Below are 14,316 nucleotides of genomic sequence, written 5' to 3' on the forward strand. Positions count from 1 at the left end.
GGAGCGTGGCACGCCACTACGCCTTGCGTCCCCATGCCGAGATCAGCGGCGGGGCGGCGATGTCCATCGTGCCGGTGGCCACGTAGGACAGATGCCGGTCGATCTCCTCGTCCGTGGCGAGATTCGCCGCGACGAGATCCCCACGGAGCCGCTCGACGGTCGCCGACTCCAGGGCGGCGCAGCCCGGTGAGGAGACGGGGAAGTACGCGTGGGCCTCCACACCGCGCAGGCCCGCCGCGCGCAGCAGGCGTGGAAGTCTGCGGCCGTACGCCGGGTCGATTCCCCGTTCGGTGAGCAGCGCGCGGATCGCCTGGCGCAGTCGGTTGGCCACCTGGTGCTCGGGGCCGGATTCCTCAAGGCAGGCCAACGGTTGGAGGACGGGGTCGGCGTCCTCGATCAGGAGTCGTCCGCCGGGGCGCAGAGCCTCGACCATCGACAGCAACGCCCGCTCCCGGTCCGGTGCGTGGACCAGGGCGAGCCGGGCGTGGACGAGGTCGAAGCCCTCCCCCGGCGGCTGGTCGACGCCCACATGGTGCACCAGGGCCTCGACGGGAGGGCGGGTGACCGAGGGGACGGCCCACGAGATGTCGGTGTCGGTCGCCATGACCTTGCCTGTCGGTCCGACCTTCTTGGCCAGCCAGGACACCACGGAGGTGCCGCCCGCGCCGACCTCCCAGCAGCGCCAGCCGGAACCCAGGCCGAAATCCTCCATGTGCCGGAACGTCGTGAGGTCGAAGAGCGTGGCGAACGGGTCGGAGCGCTGTTCGGTCTCGCCCTGCCGGTGATCGAGGAGATACCCATCGGTTCGCATCATGCAGAGATCATCCCATTTAACCGACTTATCACTAATAGCGACTCTCCCGCAGCGCGCCATGTCCGGCCGCATCAGTTGGATCATCCACAAGTGAAACGGAATGCTCCGTTCCCACAGGCTTACCCGGCACTCATTCGGCCCTGGCAAACTGGCGCGACAAGGCACGAAGTGCGGTGCGAGGAGATCCACGCAAGGAGAGCCAGATGTCCATGGCAGGGAATCTGCGGAAGGTCACCGGCCTCGACAAGGTCGGCGGCCTCCGCAGGATGGCACGGCTGGCCCGACGTCGCCCCCGCGTCGACCTCAGCCATCCGGCCCGCTCCCCGCTGGGCACCTCGGTGGTGAACTGCGTGACGTACCACAAGGGCGTCCGCATCCCCGGCGGCCGCGATGTCATCGAGGCCGTCAAGCAGATCCGCAGGCACGACCACGGCTTCGTCTGGCTGGGACTGCACGAGCCGACACAGCGGGAGTTCGCCGGCATCGCCGAACTCTTCGATCTGCACCCGCTGGCGGTCGAGGACGCGGTCGAGGCCCACCAGCGCCCGAAGCTGGAGCGATACGGCGACACACTCTTCGCGGTGTTCAAGACGGTCTGCTACGTCGAGCACACCGAACTGACCGCCACCAGCGAGGTGGTGCACACCGGCGAGATCATGGTTTTCGTCGGTACCGACTTCGTGATCACGGTACGACACGGGCGGCACGGCTCACTCGGCCCGCTGCGCGAGGAACTGGAGGCGAATCCGGAGCAGTTGGCCAAGGGACCGGCCGCGGTGCTGCACGCGATCGCGGACCACGTGGTGGACGACTACCTGAGCGTCACGGACTCGGTGCAGACGGACATCGACCAGGTCGAGACCGATGTGTTCGCCGCGAACGGCGCGCGCGTCGACCCCGGCCGCATCTACCAGCTCAAGCGTGAACTGCTCGAACTGAAGCGGGCGGTGGCCCCGCTCGCCCGCCCGCTCCTGGAACTGACCGCACGCCCCATCCGGGTGGTCGACCCGGAGATACAGGCCTACTTCCGGGACGTCTCCGACCACTTGCTGCGGGCCACCGAGCAGATCGCGGCGTTCGACGAACTGCTGAACTCGATCCTGCAGGCCCATCTCGCGCAGGTCAGCGTCGCGCAGAACGAGGACATGCGGAAGATCACGGCGTGGGCGGCCCTCATCGCCGTTCCGACCATGGTGTGCGGGGTCTACGGCATGAACTTCGAGCACATGCCCGAGCTGCACTGGAAGTTCGGCTACCCGCTGGTCCTGGGAGTCATAGCCGCCGCCTGCATCACCCTCTATCGAGCCTTCAAGCGCAGCGGCTGGCTGTGACTCCAGGACCGGGGCCTGCCTGAGCACTCCGCAGGTCGGGCCGGTGACGGCGAGGCGACCGGCGGGGGCCGAGGCCGGGAAGGGGGAACGGAGGGATCGATCGGGTCAGTGCGTCGCGCTCTTCGCGTAGACGCTCTCGACCCAGGAGGCGATCTGTTCGTCCGACAGATGGTGGGCCAGGTCGGCCTCGCTGATCATGCCGACGAGGCGCTTGTTCTCGATCACCGGGAGCCGGCGGATCTGGTGCCCCTTCATCTCCTCGAGCACCTCGCTGATGTCGGCGTTCGCGTCGATCCAGCGCGGTGTGCCCTTGGCCAGCTCGCCCGCCGTGATCTGCGACGGGTCGTGGCCCAGGGCGACACAGCCGACGACGATGTCGCGGTCGGTGAGAATGCCGCAGAGCCGTTCGTTCTCGTCGCTGATGGGGAGCGCTCCGACGTTCAGCTGACGCATCAGCTGGGCGGCGCGGTCCAGGGTCTCGTGGGCGGGGATCCACTGGGCGCCGCGGTGCATGATGTCTCCGGCGGTGGTCATGTAGTACCTCCCGATGCCGGACGGCCGGCGCGGCGCAGGACGCACCGCTAGTCCCGGCGACCTACATTCTTGCCGCGCCCGGGATGAAGCGCATGCGGAGGCCCACAACCGGACCCGCCCGCCGCGGCACGAAGCCCCCTTCCCCTCGGCCGCGGTCGATGACACGGCGCCGCCGGAGAGACCCGCTGCCGAGCGGAACGCTCCGCTCACCCGTACCGTTCGCCATCCGGCCTGCCCCGTAGGGGGTGGGGCATCCGGCATCCCCTACGGGACCCCGAGGGGGCTTTCCCCCTTTGCGGCCCGGAGGGTCGCTCCATGTCCCGCCGGAGGGGCAGCGGCCATGATCCATCCATGACTTCACGGCGAACAAGCGTCCGGATTCTGGCTGGTGCGGCGGTCCTCGGCAGTGTGTCCGGCCTGCTGGCTCCGGTCTCGGCGGCGGCCGCCTCCCACAGTGAGCGGGCACTGGGCGGGGCCGTCGTCTCCGTCGAGGAGGCGGCCGACCTCACAGCGGAGGAAGTGGCCGGGGTACTCCGGGGAAAGATCGACTCGTCCCAGGTCCGCTTCGGCGTGACCGCCTATCGGGTCGCCTACCGCACCACTGACAGCGCGGGCGCCCCGACGACCGCGAGCCAGCTCGTCGTCCTGCCCAAGAACGGGGCGCGCCACCTGTCCACCGTCTCCTGGCTGCACGGCACCACCGTCTACCGCAAGGACGTCGCCTCGGAGAACCCGCAGTCGAACGACCGGCTCGCCGCCCTGCTGTTCGCCTCGACCGGGCGGGCCGTGTCGGCGCCCGACTACGTGGGCCTCGGCTCGGGCGAAGGCTTCCACCCCTACGGTGACCCTCGGGCCACCGTCGCGGCCTCGGTGGACGGCCTGCGCGCGGCCCGGACGTTCACCCACCGGAGCGGCCGGGAGCTGAAGCGGAGGGTGCAGGTCAGCGGGTTCTCGCAGGGCGGTCCCGCCACCATGCTGGTAGGCCGGGCGCTTCAGCAGAAGGGCGCCGACCGCTACTTCCGGCTGGGGGCACTCGCCCCGGTCGGCGGCCCCTACAACCTCTCGGCCTTCGAGGCCGCCGCGGCCGACGACAAGATCGCCAAATCCGGCATCTACCTCGCCTACTTCGTCACCGCCTGGAACAGGATGTACGGCCTCTACACGTCACCCGGCGACGTCTTCCGCTCCCCCTACGACAGCAAGGTGGAGGGTCTCTTCGACGGCCATCACACCGCCGGGCAGATCGTCAGCGAACTCCCGGCGGCCTCCAAGGACCTGTTCACCGAGGACTTCCTGAACAAGATCCGCAAGCCCGACGGTGTCCTGAAGGACAGGCTGCGCCCGATGGACAACACGTGCGACTGGCGGCCGAACGTACCGGTGGAGATCTTCCACGGCCGGGGCGACAAGGACGTCGACTTCAGTCACGCGGCGTACTGTGCCGACCAGTTGACGAGGAACGGCGCCGCACACCGGCTGACCGACGTCGGCGACCACGACCACAACGGATCGGTGCGGCAGGCCCTGCCCCGGATCGTCCGGTTCTTCGACGAGTCGGCGAGGACCGACTGAAGCGCGCCACCGGCAACGGCGGGTCGAGCCCACCGGCAACGGCGGGTCGGGCGGAGGACCCACCCGACCGTGCCGTTCGCCGCCTGCCGACTCATCCGTTCCAGGCCGGATGTCGGGGGTCGTCGGCGCGCACCAGGACGTCGGCGGTGGTGGCGGGATCGGTCTCGGCCTCATAGCGCTCGAAGGCGGGGAGGGTCCAGTGCTCGGTCTCGGGGGTGCGGCGGCGCAGGGCGGCCGGGGAGAGGAGGACGTGGACGGTCAGATCGAAGGGGAACCAGTGCTTCAGTAGGAAGGGACCGTGCGCCAACAGGGTTGCACCGGGCGGGAGTTCGACGTAGGGGCTGCGGGTCGCTCGGTCGGTGGCAGGATCCCAGAGGTCGGGCAGGACCCGGCCCGTGCCGCCGGGGTCGAGTGGGCCGAAGACCTCGCGCCACAGGGCGGCGATGTCGAACCAGCCGTCGTAGTACGCCTCCACGTCCTCGTGGCCGTACTCGAACCGGAGCGACGCGGGCCGGAGGAAGCCCTCGGTGCCCACGACGAGCGAGGACCGGCCGCGTATGCGCAGCGCCTCGGACACGAGCGCGGCGAGGTCGCCCGGGCGGGCGGCCGGGGCGCCGTCGAAGGCGATGCGGGGCCAGGGGGAGCCGTCGTCCGGTTTCAGGTCGAGGAGGCGGTCGGCGAGGAGGTCGCCGAGCCGTTCCCAGGTGATCGCTTCGAATCGCACACGGCCCATGATGCCGCGCGCGGCGAACCGTGCCCGAGCCGGTCGGCAGGCCGGTGCGAGGGCCGGGTGACCATGCGGCCACCAGGGGGAATGAACCGCGTATGGCAGCGCTCGCTACTCCCCCGCCTCGTACCGGACTTGTGGTCGTGCAGGCACTCAGGAAGAAGCACTGCGCCGAGTGCCGCAGCGGCCCGGTGGCGCTGCTGGTGCTGGAGGAGGGGGCGCCGCGCTGTCTCGACTGCGCGGACCTCGGACACCTGGTGTTCCTGCCCCGGGGGGACACCGCGCTCACGCGGAGAGCCAGGGAGGAGAGTTCGCTGTCGGCCGTGGTCGTACGGTTCAACCGGCGCCGGAGCCGCCACGAGCGGCAGGGCGTCCTGGTCGAGGAGACCGCGCTCGCCCGGGCCGAGGAGCGTTGCCTGGCGGACGCGGAGGCACGGAGGCGCCGCAGGGTGCGGGACGCGCGACGGCGGGCGGCGGAGGACGTGCGCTTCACGGACGCGTTCGCCACGGAGATACGACGGCTCTTCCCGGGGTGCCCGGACGAGCGGGCCCGGGAGATCGCCGCCCACGCCTCCGTACGCGGCAGCGGCCGCGTCGGCCGGAGCGCGGCGGGCCGCGCCCTGTCGGAGATGGCGGTCACCTCGGCGGTCATCGCCTCCGTACGGCACGTGGACACGCCGTACGACCAGCTCCTCATGAGCGGTGTACCCCGCCATCAGGCTCGGCGACGGATCGCGGGGGTGGTGGAGACGACCCTGCGGGAGTGGCGGGCGGCCGGGTGAAGGGGCGCAGCGCCTCGGTCCTGGTGACCGTCGTTGGTCGGGTGTTCACTTTTGGTGACGGTTGGTGAGGGGCAGGATCTTCGGGTTCGGGGGATCGAGGTGGGAGCGGACATGATCGATGGGCCGTACTTCGTGCTGACGGTGCTGGGGGTGCTCGGGACGGGGGTCGTGGCGGGTGTGTTCTGCGGCTTCTCGACGTTCGTGATGAAGGGGCTGGCGTCGTTGCCGCCGGCGCAGGGCGTGGCGGCGATGCAGGCGATCAATGTGAGTGCCCTGACGCCGGCGTTCATGCTCGTGTTCACCGGTACGGCGGTGCTGTGCGCCGTACTGGCCGTCGTGACGTTCGTGCTGTGGCCGGACGAGGGCAGGGTGGAGCTGCTGTTGGGCAGCGCGCTGTATCTGTTCGGCTGCTTCGGGGTCACGATGGTGGCGAACGTGCCGCGCAACGAGACGCTCGCCAAGCTGGACGCGGGCACGCCGGAGGCCGCCGCGTACTGGCGGGAGTACGTGAGCCGGTGGACGACGTGGAACCACGTCCGGATGGTCGCCTCGGCCGCTGCGGCCCTGGCGTATTTGCTCGCGCTCGCCTGAGGCGGGCCCGGCGGGCGCGTCGTATCGTGGCGGGAAGGGAGGCCGCCCGTGGGCGTACAGCCTCGCGCTTCGCGCCCCACGCCTCGCTGTCGGTCCGAGTCCACCGGTGTACGGCCGTGCCCGTACGCGTACGCCATACGTGAGGGAGACGGCGATGGCCGATCCCAAGGGTTTCATGACCACGCCACGCGAGGAGTGGCCCCGCCGGCCCGTCGAGGAGCGGGTGCGGGACTGGAACGAGGTGTACGTTCCGGGGGCGCTGCTGCCGATCATCAGCAAACAGGCCGACCGTTGTATGGACTGCGGCATTCCGTTCTGCCACGAGGCCTGTCCGCTGGGGAACCTGATCCCCGAGTGGAACGACCTGGTGTCGCGGGAGGACTGGCGGGCGGCGAGCGAGCGGCTGCACGCCACGAACAACTTTCCCGAGTTCACGGGGCGGTTGTGTCCCGCGCCCTGCGAGGCGGGGTGTGTGCTGGCGATCAACCAGCCCGCGGTGACCATCAAGAACGTGGAGGTGGCCATCGCGGACCGGGCCTGGGAGGACGGTCTCACGCCGCCGCGCCCGCCCGACCGGCTGACGGGCAAGACGGTCGCCGTCATCGGCTCGGGGCCCACCGGGCTGGCCGCGGCGCAGCAGTTGACGCGGGCCGGGCACACGGTGGCCGTGTACGAACGGGCCGACCGGATCGGGGGCCTGCTGCGGTACGGGATCCCGGCGTTCAAGATGGAGAAGCGGCATCTGGACCGGCGGTTGGAGCAGATGCGGGCGGAGGGCACGAAGTTCCGTACGTCGACCGCCGTCGGGAGGGACATCGGAGCGGTTGAGCTGCGGGCCCGGTACGACGCGGTGGTGATCGCCACGGGAGCCACGGCCTGGCGGGAACTGGACGTTCCCGGGCGGGAGTTGGACGGCATCCATCAGGCGATGGAGTATCTGCCGCTAGCCGACCGGGTGTGTGAGGGGGATCTGGAGGTGTCGCCGCTGTCGGCGGCCGGGAGACATGTCGTGATCGTCGGGGGTGGTGACACGGGGGCGGACTGTCTGGGCACGGCGGTGCGGGAAGGGGCCGCGTCCGTGACGCAGTTGGACATCTATCCGCTGCCGGAGGGGGAGCGTGACGAGGATGTCGATCCCTGGCCGACGTATCCGAAGGTGTACCGGCTCTCGGCGGCGCACGAGGAGGCGCGCGACCTGGAGACGGCGCCGGCGGCGGACGCGGACGCGCGGCTCTTCGCGGCGTCCACGCTCCGCTTCACCGGGGACGAGGCGGGGCGGGTACGGGCCTTGCACCTGGTCGAGGTGGACGAGCGGCGGCGGCCCCGGCCCGGAACCGAGCGGACGCTGCCCGCCGACCTGGTCCTGCTCGCCCTGGGGTTCTCCGGGCCGAATCGCCGGGACGGCCTCGTCGACCAGCTCGGGTTGGCTCTCGATCCGCGCGGAACCATCACGCGGGGGCCGGACTTCTCGACCAACGTCCCCGGTGTGTACGCCGCCGGGGACGCCGCCCGTGGGCAGTCCCTCATCGTGTGGGCGATCGCCGAGGGGCGGTCGGTGGCCGCCGCGGTCGACCACCGCCTGACCGGAACGGACCGGCTGCCCGCCCCGATCGGACCGTACGACCGGCCCATGACGGCGTAGCCGCCGAGCGCGAGGTCGGCCGCCGGCCTTGGGCCGCGGTTCGGTTCGGCACGCCCGCCCGCCGCACCGTTCGGGATGATCACCGGTCGTCCGTGCCGGCCTGTTTGGCGGTGGTGAGGGCAATGCGGTTCCAGGTGTTGATGGTGAGGATCAAGGCGATGACGTGGGCCAGTTCGGTGTCGTCGAAGTGGGCGGAGGCTTCGGTGTAGACGTCGTCGGGGACGCCGGCGTCGGCGACGAGGGTGACCGCTTCGGTGAGGGCGAGGGCGGCTTGTTCGCGGGCGGTGAAGAAGTGCCGGGCCTCGCGCCAGACCGGGACCATGTGGAGCCGGTCCTCGCTCTCGCCGGCCTTGCGGGCGTCGTTGGTGTGCATGTGGAGGCAGTACGCGCAGTGGTTGAGGTGGGAGGCGCGGATCTGGATCAGTTCGACCAGGGCCGGGTCGATGCCCTCGCGGGCCGCCGCGTCGAAGCCGATGAGGGCGCGGAAGACGTTCCGCGCGGACTTCGCGAAGTCGAGGCGGGGGGCGGTGGCCGCCGCAGCCGGGGCCTCCGCGCTGCCGGTGGTCGCCTTCGTCGCTGTCGCGTTCGTCGTTGCCACGTTCGTCGTCGTCCCGTTCGTCGTCGTCACGTTCGGCGCTGTCGCGTTCGTCGTCATGACCATGAATCTAGAGGGCCGAAAGACCTGCCGTAGGGTGCATTTCCATGGAGGATTCGTGGGTCAATTCGGCGGAGCGGATCGGGGCCGATCTGCATCTGGAGCTGTCCGGTGGCGGTGGTCGGCGGGCGGCGCTGATCCGGGCGTTGCGGGACGCGGTGCGGGGTGGCCGGCTGACCCCCGGGACCCGGTTGCCGCCGTACCGCTCGCTCGCCGCGGACCTGGGCGTCGCACGCAACACCGTCGCCGACGCGTACGCGGAGCTGGTCGCGGAGGGCTGGCTGACGGCCCGGCAGGGCTCGGGTACGCGGGTCGCCGCGCGGGCCGATCCGTTGGACGCCCCCGCGCGCGTACCCCGGAAGGCGCCTCCACGCGCGCGTGGGCCACGGCACGACCTGCGGCAGGGCACGCCGGACGCGTCGGCGTTCCCGCGTGCGGCCTGGGCGGCGTCGTACCGCAGGGCGCTCACGCGAGCGCCCAACGAGGCCTTCGGGCCGGGTGATCCGGCGGGCCGGGACGAACTGCGCGAGGCGCTCGCCGAGTACCTGGCACGCGCGCGTGGTGTGCGCACCGAGCCGTCGCGGATCGTGATCTGCTCCGGTTTCGCGCACGCGCTGCGGCTGCTGTTCCACGGCCGGGTGCTGCGGGGCCCGCTGGCCGTGGAGTCGTACGGTCTGGGCTTCCACCGTGAGCTGCTGGCGGAGGCCGCCGTGCGGACCGTTCCGCTGCCGCTCGACGAGGACGGTGCCCAGGTGGACGGGCTGGGCCGGGAGCGGGCCGTGCTGCTCACGCCCGCGCACCAGTTCCCCACCGGCGGGCCGCTCCATCCCGCCCGGCGTGCCGCCGTCGTCGACTGGGCACGCGCGCGTGGCGGGATGATCCTGGAGGACGACTACGACGGGGAGTTCCGCTACGACCGCAAGCCCGTGGGAGCCGTGCAGGGCCTGGATCCGGAACGGGTCGTCTTCATCGGCTCGGTCAGCAAGAGCCTGTCGCCGGCGCTGCGGCTGGGGTGGATGGTCCTGCCGGAGCGGTACGTCGGCGCCGTGCTGGAGGCGAAGGGCGAGCGGGAGGCGTGGGCGAGCGTGCCGGATCAGCTGGCGCTCGCGGACTTCGTCGTCTCCGGGGCGTACGACCGTCATGTGCGGCGTATGCGGCAGCGGTACCGTGCGCGGCGTGACCGTCTGGTCGCCACCCTCGCCGCGCACGCGCCCCACATCGAGGTCACCGGGATCGCGGCCGGGCTGCACGCCGTGCTGCGGCTGCCGCCCGGCACCGAGCGGTCCGTGGTGAAGGCGGCGGCGTGGCGGGGCGTCGCGCTCGACGGGCTGGCCGCCTTCCGGCATCCCGAGGCGACGGGGACCGCGTCGGACGGGCTCGTCGTGGGGTACGCGACGCCACCGGAGCACGCGTACGGGGCGGCGCTGGAGGCGCTGTGCGGGGTGCTGCCGCCCAGGTGAGCGGCCGTGCGGCGAGGCGCTCCCGGGCCCCGGGGACCCGAGCTCCGGGCCGGTGTTCGTGCACTGCGGCGCCGGCGTGGGCCGTACGAGGACGATGGCCGCGGCCTATCTCGTGCGGACCGGGCAGGAGGACTCGCCCGGAGCGGTCTGGCGCAACCTGTCGGTCGGGCCGCCGTCGATCGAGCAGATCTACTACGGGCTGATGCGGGAGCGGGAGCGGGAGACCGCGCAGCCGCCGCTCCCGGCGGTCGCGGTGAGCCGCCTGGTCGACGCACCTCGCCGCATCTGGTCGCACGTGTAGGCGCCCGCGCGCACCACTGGTCGTACGTGTAGTCGCCGGCGCGCACCACGGCGCACGAACGCCGGCGAACACCACGGCGCATGAGGACGCGGCGCGGGCCAGGAGGCCCGCGCCGCGTCCTCATGCGGTTCATCCAGCCGTCGGAAGCCCTACGGCTTGCGCGCCACCGCCCCGTACCCCGGGACGACCCCGTCGTCCTGGCCGGGGACGGGGTCGCCGAGCTCGGGGTGCCAGTGGTGGGGCACCTCGACGCCGGGGTCGACCAGTTCGAGGCCGTCGAAGAAGCGGGTGAACTCCTCGCGGGAGCGCAGCGCCAGCGTGACGCCCGCGGCCTTGAGCTTCTCCGTCGCCGCCTTCGACTCCTCCGGGGTGAAGTCGGCGGTGGCGTGGGTGACGACCAGGTAGCTGCCGGAAGGCAGCTCGGACATCAGCCGCTGGACCAGGGCGTGGGCGCCGTCCGCGTCGGAGACGAAGTGCAGCAGCGCGATCAGGGAGAGCGCCACGGGCCGGCCGAAGTCGAGGACCTGCTTGGCGCCCTCGATGACGGACTCCGGACTGCGCGCGTCGGCCTGCAGATACTCGGTCCGCCCCTCCGGCGTACCGCGCAGCAGGGCCGCCGCGTGGGCCAGCACGATGGGGTCGTTGTCGCAGTAGACGACGCTCGCGTCGGGGGCGACGCGCTGGGCGATCTGGTGCAGGTTCGGCTCGGTCGGTATGCCGGTGCCGACGTCGAGGAACTGCCGTACGCCGTTCTCCGCGAGCCAGCGCGTGGACCGGTGCATGAAGGCACGGTTGACCCGTGCCATCACCGGCACCCGGGGGTCGAGGGCCAGCATCTGCTTCCCCATCGCCTCGTCGACGGGGAAGTTGTCCTTGCCGCCGAGGTACCAGTCGTACATGCGCGCGGGATGGGGTCTGCTCGTGTCGATCTCGGCGGGGGGACGCCCGGTCATGACGCACTCCGTAAGGTTCCGCAGCAGTAGGTGATCAACTCAGGGCCAAAGATAGGGAGATGGGCTGAACAACAGGAAGGGCGCAACAAGCCTCGGTGAGCCTCAGGACAGCAGGAAGTCGGCCACCCCCGCCTTCGCGCCCTGGATGAAGGCGTTCATCTCGTCCGGTGTGTAGATGAGCGCCGGTCCGTCGGGGTCGGTGGACTGCCGTACGGCGATACGGCCGTCGGCGAGTTTCATGGCCTCCAGGCAGTTGCCTCCGTTGCCGCCGCTCCAGGGCTTGTGCCAGCCCTCGCTGCCCAGTTCCCGGGCGGGCATGCCGTTGTAGACGCGTATGCGCGAATGTGTGTGCGTGCGCGGCTGCGACTGCGGCTGCGACTTGATGAATTCCATTCGGTGTCTTCAGAGCTCCTTGCGGAGATCCCGGAGGATCTCCTTCGTGCGTTGTGCCGTGGCGGCCTGCGCCGCCATGCGGTCCATGACCTCGAGGTGGGTCGCCACCTCGGAGCGGTCGTCCAGGTAGACGGCGCCGGTCAGGTACTCGCTGTAGACCATGTCCGGAAGCTCCGGCATGGCGAAACGGAACAGGACGAACGGCCCGTACGTGCCGGGGTGCGGTCCTGTGTCGAAGGTGGCGACCTGGAGCGTCACACGGGACAGCTCCATGGTCTCCAGCAGCTTGTCGATCTGGGCGCGCATGACCGCCGGGCCGCCGATGGGGCGGCGCAGGGCGGTCTCGTCCATCACGAACCACAGCCGGGGCGCGTCCTCACGGGTGAGCAGTTCCTGCCGTTGCATGCGCAGGGCCACATGGCGCTCGATGTCATCGGGCTTGGTCTGGCCGATGGCGCCCGAGGTCATGACGCCACGCGCATAGTCCTCGGACTGCAGCAGTCCGGGGACGAAGTGGGGGTCGTAGCCGCGGATCAGGGAGGCCGCGCCCTCCAGGCTGACGTACATGGAGAACCAGCCCGGCAGGATGTCGTGGTAGCGCTGCCACCAGCCGGGTTTGTTGGCCTCCTCGGCGAGCCGGACGAAGGTCTCGGCCTCCTCGTCACCGACCCCGTACGCCTTCAGCAGCAGCTGGAGGTAGGGAATCTTGAGGGCGACCTCCGCGGTCTCCATACGGCGGACCGTGGCCGCCGTGACATGCAGGATGCGTGCGGCGTCCTCACGCCTGATGCCCGCGCGCTCACGCAGGTCCAGCAGCCGCCGGCCGAGGACGACCTGGCCGACCGTCGGCGCGGATCGCGGCTCGCTCATCTCGCCCTTCTCTCCTCTGACCCTTGTACTGACCTGCGTCGATGCCCGGGCCGGCGAGCCCCGACAGACAGGCGGCGCCGTTCGGAGCCCCGCTTGCCGTCCAGGTCCGTGTACCCAAACGAACACTGTGCGTACTTACGAACGTTGTGCGAGGGATTTCCAACTGGCGCCGCTACACGTGCTGTTGCGTGCAGTGTGCCATGGCCGTTCAGAGAGTCACACGGCACTCTGCAATTTTCAGAGTGACACTTGCCAAGTGTTCACGGCGAGGCGATAGTGGCAAGCGTGATTCCGCCCCCTGCGCCGTTAGGAACAGACGCCGCCGGAGACCGTGTCGGTCCCGGTCCGGCCGCCGGGGCGCGCCCCGAGACAATCGCCGAGCGCCGGTTTCGATTCGAGCTGGCCGCGCACCCGGGTGCCGTGGCCCAAGCCCGGCGTGTGACCCGTACCCAGCTCACCGGCTGGGCCCTCTGCGAGGACACCTGCGACACGGCGGCCCTGGTCGTGTCCGAGCTGGTGACCAACGCGATCGTGCACACCGCGAGCACCCAGATCGTCTGCGAGCTGCATGACGGCGACGATCTGGTGCGCATAGCGGTACGGGACGAGGGCTGCGCCCCGGGTGAGCCGCATCCGTCGCCGCAGCGGCCCGAGGAGGAACACGGCAGGGGGCTGCTCCTCATAGAGTCCCTCTGCCGTTCCTGGGGGGCGCAACCGGTCGGCCTGGGGCTTCTGGTGTGGGCCGACGTACCTCGTGCGCTGGTCGCCGGAGCCGTGTACGCCGAGGCGGGCGCGAGCGCGGCCACGGAACCGGGCGCGGAACCGGCCACAGGACCGACCACGGATACGACCCCGGACACGGCGGTCAGAGCCGATCTGGGCTGGGGCGCGAAGAAGCCGCCCACGGAAGACCGGGACGGCGAGGCGGAGGCGTTCCGCCGCGCGGCTGCCGAGAGCCGTCCGGGCGTTCAGAGCCGTAAGCCCGCCGGGCGCCCCGGCAGTGGCGGCGGCGAGTGTCGTACGGAAGTCGAGGTTCGGCCCGAAGTCGGGCGTCGGACGGGGGCCGAATGGGTGTGAGCACGTCGATCGGTCCCTCTCGGCCCCCTGGTGGGGGCAGAGTGGCCCGCGTGGTGAGCCTCGACACCCTGACCCGACTCCGCCGCGCCCAGCGGGCCGCGGCGACGCCCCGCCCGCTGCCCCTGCCCGAGGGCATGACCGCGCCCATGGGGTGCGACGCGGTGGCCGTTCCGGCCCGCTTCGGACCGCTGGTCCTGCCCCGGCTGCCCCGCGTGGGCTGTGTCTACGCCGACCGGGCGCACTGGTGGTGGATCGTGCCGACCGACTCCGACTACGCGTTGGAATGGCCGGCGCCGGTCCGCTACACCACCGGAGCGCTGGTCTCCGACGGTGCGGACATGCCGGGGCTGATCCTCAGGCCGGAGGGGACGATTCCCTATACGCCGCCGATACCGCTGTACCTGGCGTTGTGCCGGGTGACGGGGACCACGCCGGCGTGGTCGCGGACGATGACGGCGTAGGGCTCCGCCTCGCGCTCCGCCGATGGGGCCGCTCGGCAGCGGACCGCGCCCCCTTCGCGGCTTGCCGCGCCCCTCTTGGGGCGCACTTCCTTTGCCTCCGAGCGCCCCGTGTGCTCCGGGCGGGCGGTGGTGACACTGCCGTGCGCCCTGGCC

16 protein-coding genes are annotated in these 14,316 nt (G+C 71.2%); 9 read left to right on the top strand and 7 right to left on the bottom strand.

From position 1 onward, the window contains the following. Positions 1 to 16: 16 nt before the first annotated feature. Positions 17 to 814 (bottom strand): methyltransferase domain-containing protein, encoded by a 798-nt coding sequence (locus ACWD26_RS07275; protein WP_451267131.1) that lies wholly within the window; start codon positions 812 to 814, stop codon positions 17 to 19. Positions 815 to 1,017: 203 nt separating this feature from the next. Between ACWD26_RS07275 and corA the strand changes: the two genes are divergently transcribed. Continuing rightward, positions 1,018 to 2,145, top strand: coding sequence for a magnesium/cobalt transporter CorA (gene corA, locus ACWD26_RS07280; RefSeq protein ID WP_451267133.1), 1,128 nt, complete (start codon positions 1,018 to 1,020; stop codon positions 2,143 to 2,145). A 105-nt stretch (positions 2,146 to 2,250) separates the two neighbouring features. Here the strand turns inward: corA and ACWD26_RS07285 are convergent, their stop codons facing one another. Then, a complete protein-coding gene (locus tag ACWD26_RS07285) occupies positions 2,251 to 2,679 on the bottom strand; it encodes a CBS domain-containing protein (protein WP_451267135.1) in 429 nt (142 codons plus the stop codon). 351 nt (positions 2,680 to 3,030) lie between these two features. Here ACWD26_RS07285 and ACWD26_RS07290 point away from each other — a divergent pair, with 351 nt between their 5' ends. Next, on the top strand, positions 3,031 to 4,251 hold the full coding sequence (locus tag ACWD26_RS07290; protein WP_451267137.1) for a lipase family protein: 1,221 nt from the start codon (positions 3,031 to 3,033) through the stop codon (positions 4,249 to 4,251). A gap of 91 nt (positions 4,252 to 4,342) precedes the next feature. Here the strand turns inward: ACWD26_RS07290 and ACWD26_RS07295 are convergent, their stop codons facing one another. Then, positions 4,343 to 4,984, bottom strand: a complete 642-nt coding sequence (locus ACWD26_RS07295) for a uridine kinase (RefSeq protein ID WP_451267139.1) — start codon at positions 4,982 to 4,984, stop codon at positions 4,343 to 4,345. Between the two features lie 92 nt (positions 4,985 to 5,076). Between ACWD26_RS07295 and ACWD26_RS07300 the strand changes: the two genes are divergently transcribed. The 3 genes from ACWD26_RS07300 (at position 5,077) to ACWD26_RS07310 (ending at position 7,993) form a co-directional block, all read left to right on the top strand. After that, complete coding sequence (locus ACWD26_RS07300; RefSeq protein ID WP_451267141.1) at positions 5,077 to 5,760, top strand: DUF2293 domain-containing protein; 684 nt, start codon at positions 5,077 to 5,079, stop codon at positions 5,758 to 5,760. A gap of 111 nt (positions 5,761 to 5,871) precedes the next feature. Continuing rightward, the gene (locus ACWD26_RS07305) at positions 5,872 to 6,351 is read left to right on the top strand and encodes an anthrone oxygenase family protein (protein WP_451267143.1); all 480 of its coding nucleotides are present in this window, start codon (positions 5,872 to 5,874) and stop codon (positions 6,349 to 6,351) included. Positions 6,352 to 6,505: 154 nt separating this feature from the next. Next, positions 6,506 to 7,993: a glutamate synthase subunit beta gene (locus tag ACWD26_RS07310; RefSeq protein ID WP_451267145.1), complete on the top strand. Its 1,488-nt coding sequence runs from the start codon at positions 6,506 to 6,508 to the stop codon at positions 7,991 to 7,993. A gap of 79 nt (positions 7,994 to 8,072) precedes the next feature. Here ACWD26_RS07310 and ACWD26_RS07315 read toward each other — a convergent pair whose 3' ends face one another. Next, on the bottom strand, positions 8,073 to 8,654 hold the full coding sequence (locus ACWD26_RS07315) for a carboxymuconolactone decarboxylase family protein (RefSeq protein ID WP_451267147.1): 582 nt from the start codon (positions 8,652 to 8,654) through the stop codon (positions 8,073 to 8,075). A gap of 41 nt (positions 8,655 to 8,695) precedes the next feature. Here ACWD26_RS07315 and pdxR point away from each other — a divergent pair, with 41 nt between their 5' ends. Both pdxR and ACWD26_RS07325 read left to right on the top strand, forming a co-directional pair. Next, on the top strand, positions 8,696 to 10,108 hold the full coding sequence (gene pdxR / locus ACWD26_RS07320) for a MocR-like pyridoxine biosynthesis transcription factor PdxR (protein WP_451267149.1): 1,413 nt from the start codon (positions 8,696 to 8,698) through the stop codon (positions 10,106 to 10,108). Positions 10,109 to 10,160: 52 nt separating this feature from the next. Further along, positions 10,161 to 10,409 carry a phosphatase domain-containing protein gene (locus ACWD26_RS07325; RefSeq protein WP_451267151.1) on the top strand — a complete coding sequence of 83 codons (249 nt, stop codon included), beginning with the start codon at positions 10,161 to 10,163 and terminating at the stop codon, positions 10,407 to 10,409. A 149-nt stretch (positions 10,410 to 10,558) separates the two neighbouring features. Here ACWD26_RS07325 and ACWD26_RS07330 read toward each other — a convergent pair whose 3' ends face one another. The 3 genes from ACWD26_RS07330 to ACWD26_RS07340 all read right to left on the bottom strand — a co-directional run bounded on the left by ACWD26_RS07330 (position 10,559) and on the right by ACWD26_RS07340 (position 12,625). Further along, positions 10,559 to 11,362 (bottom strand): SAM-dependent methyltransferase, encoded by an 804-nt coding sequence (locus ACWD26_RS07330; RefSeq protein ID WP_451267153.1) that lies wholly within the window; start codon positions 11,360 to 11,362, stop codon positions 10,559 to 10,561. Between the two features lie 102 nt (positions 11,363 to 11,464). Next, the gene (locus ACWD26_RS07335; RefSeq protein WP_451267155.1) at positions 11,465 to 11,755 is read right to left on the bottom strand and encodes a DUF397 domain-containing protein; all 291 of its coding nucleotides are present in this window, start codon (positions 11,753 to 11,755) and stop codon (positions 11,465 to 11,467) included. Positions 11,756 to 11,764: 9 nt separating this feature from the next. Beyond that, a complete protein-coding gene (locus ACWD26_RS07340; RefSeq protein ID WP_451267157.1) occupies positions 11,765 to 12,625 on the bottom strand; it encodes a helix-turn-helix domain-containing protein in 861 nt (286 codons plus the stop codon). A 285-nt stretch (positions 12,626 to 12,910) separates the two neighbouring features. Between ACWD26_RS07340 and ACWD26_RS07345 the strand changes: the two genes are divergently transcribed. Further along, positions 12,911 to 13,702, top strand: coding sequence for an ATP-binding protein (locus ACWD26_RS07345; protein WP_451267159.1), 792 nt, complete (start codon positions 12,911 to 12,913; stop codon positions 13,700 to 13,702). Continuing rightward, positions 13,693 to 14,163 carry a hypothetical protein gene (locus tag ACWD26_RS07350; RefSeq protein WP_451267161.1) on the top strand — a complete coding sequence of 157 codons (471 nt, stop codon included), beginning with the start codon at positions 13,693 to 13,695 and terminating at the stop codon, positions 14,161 to 14,163. Before ACWD26_RS07345 ends, ACWD26_RS07350 begins: the two co-directional genes overlap by 10 nt. The last annotated feature ends 153 nt before the right edge of the window (positions 14,164 to 14,316 follow it).

This window comes from Streptomyces sp. NPDC002787, assembly GCF_053592095.1.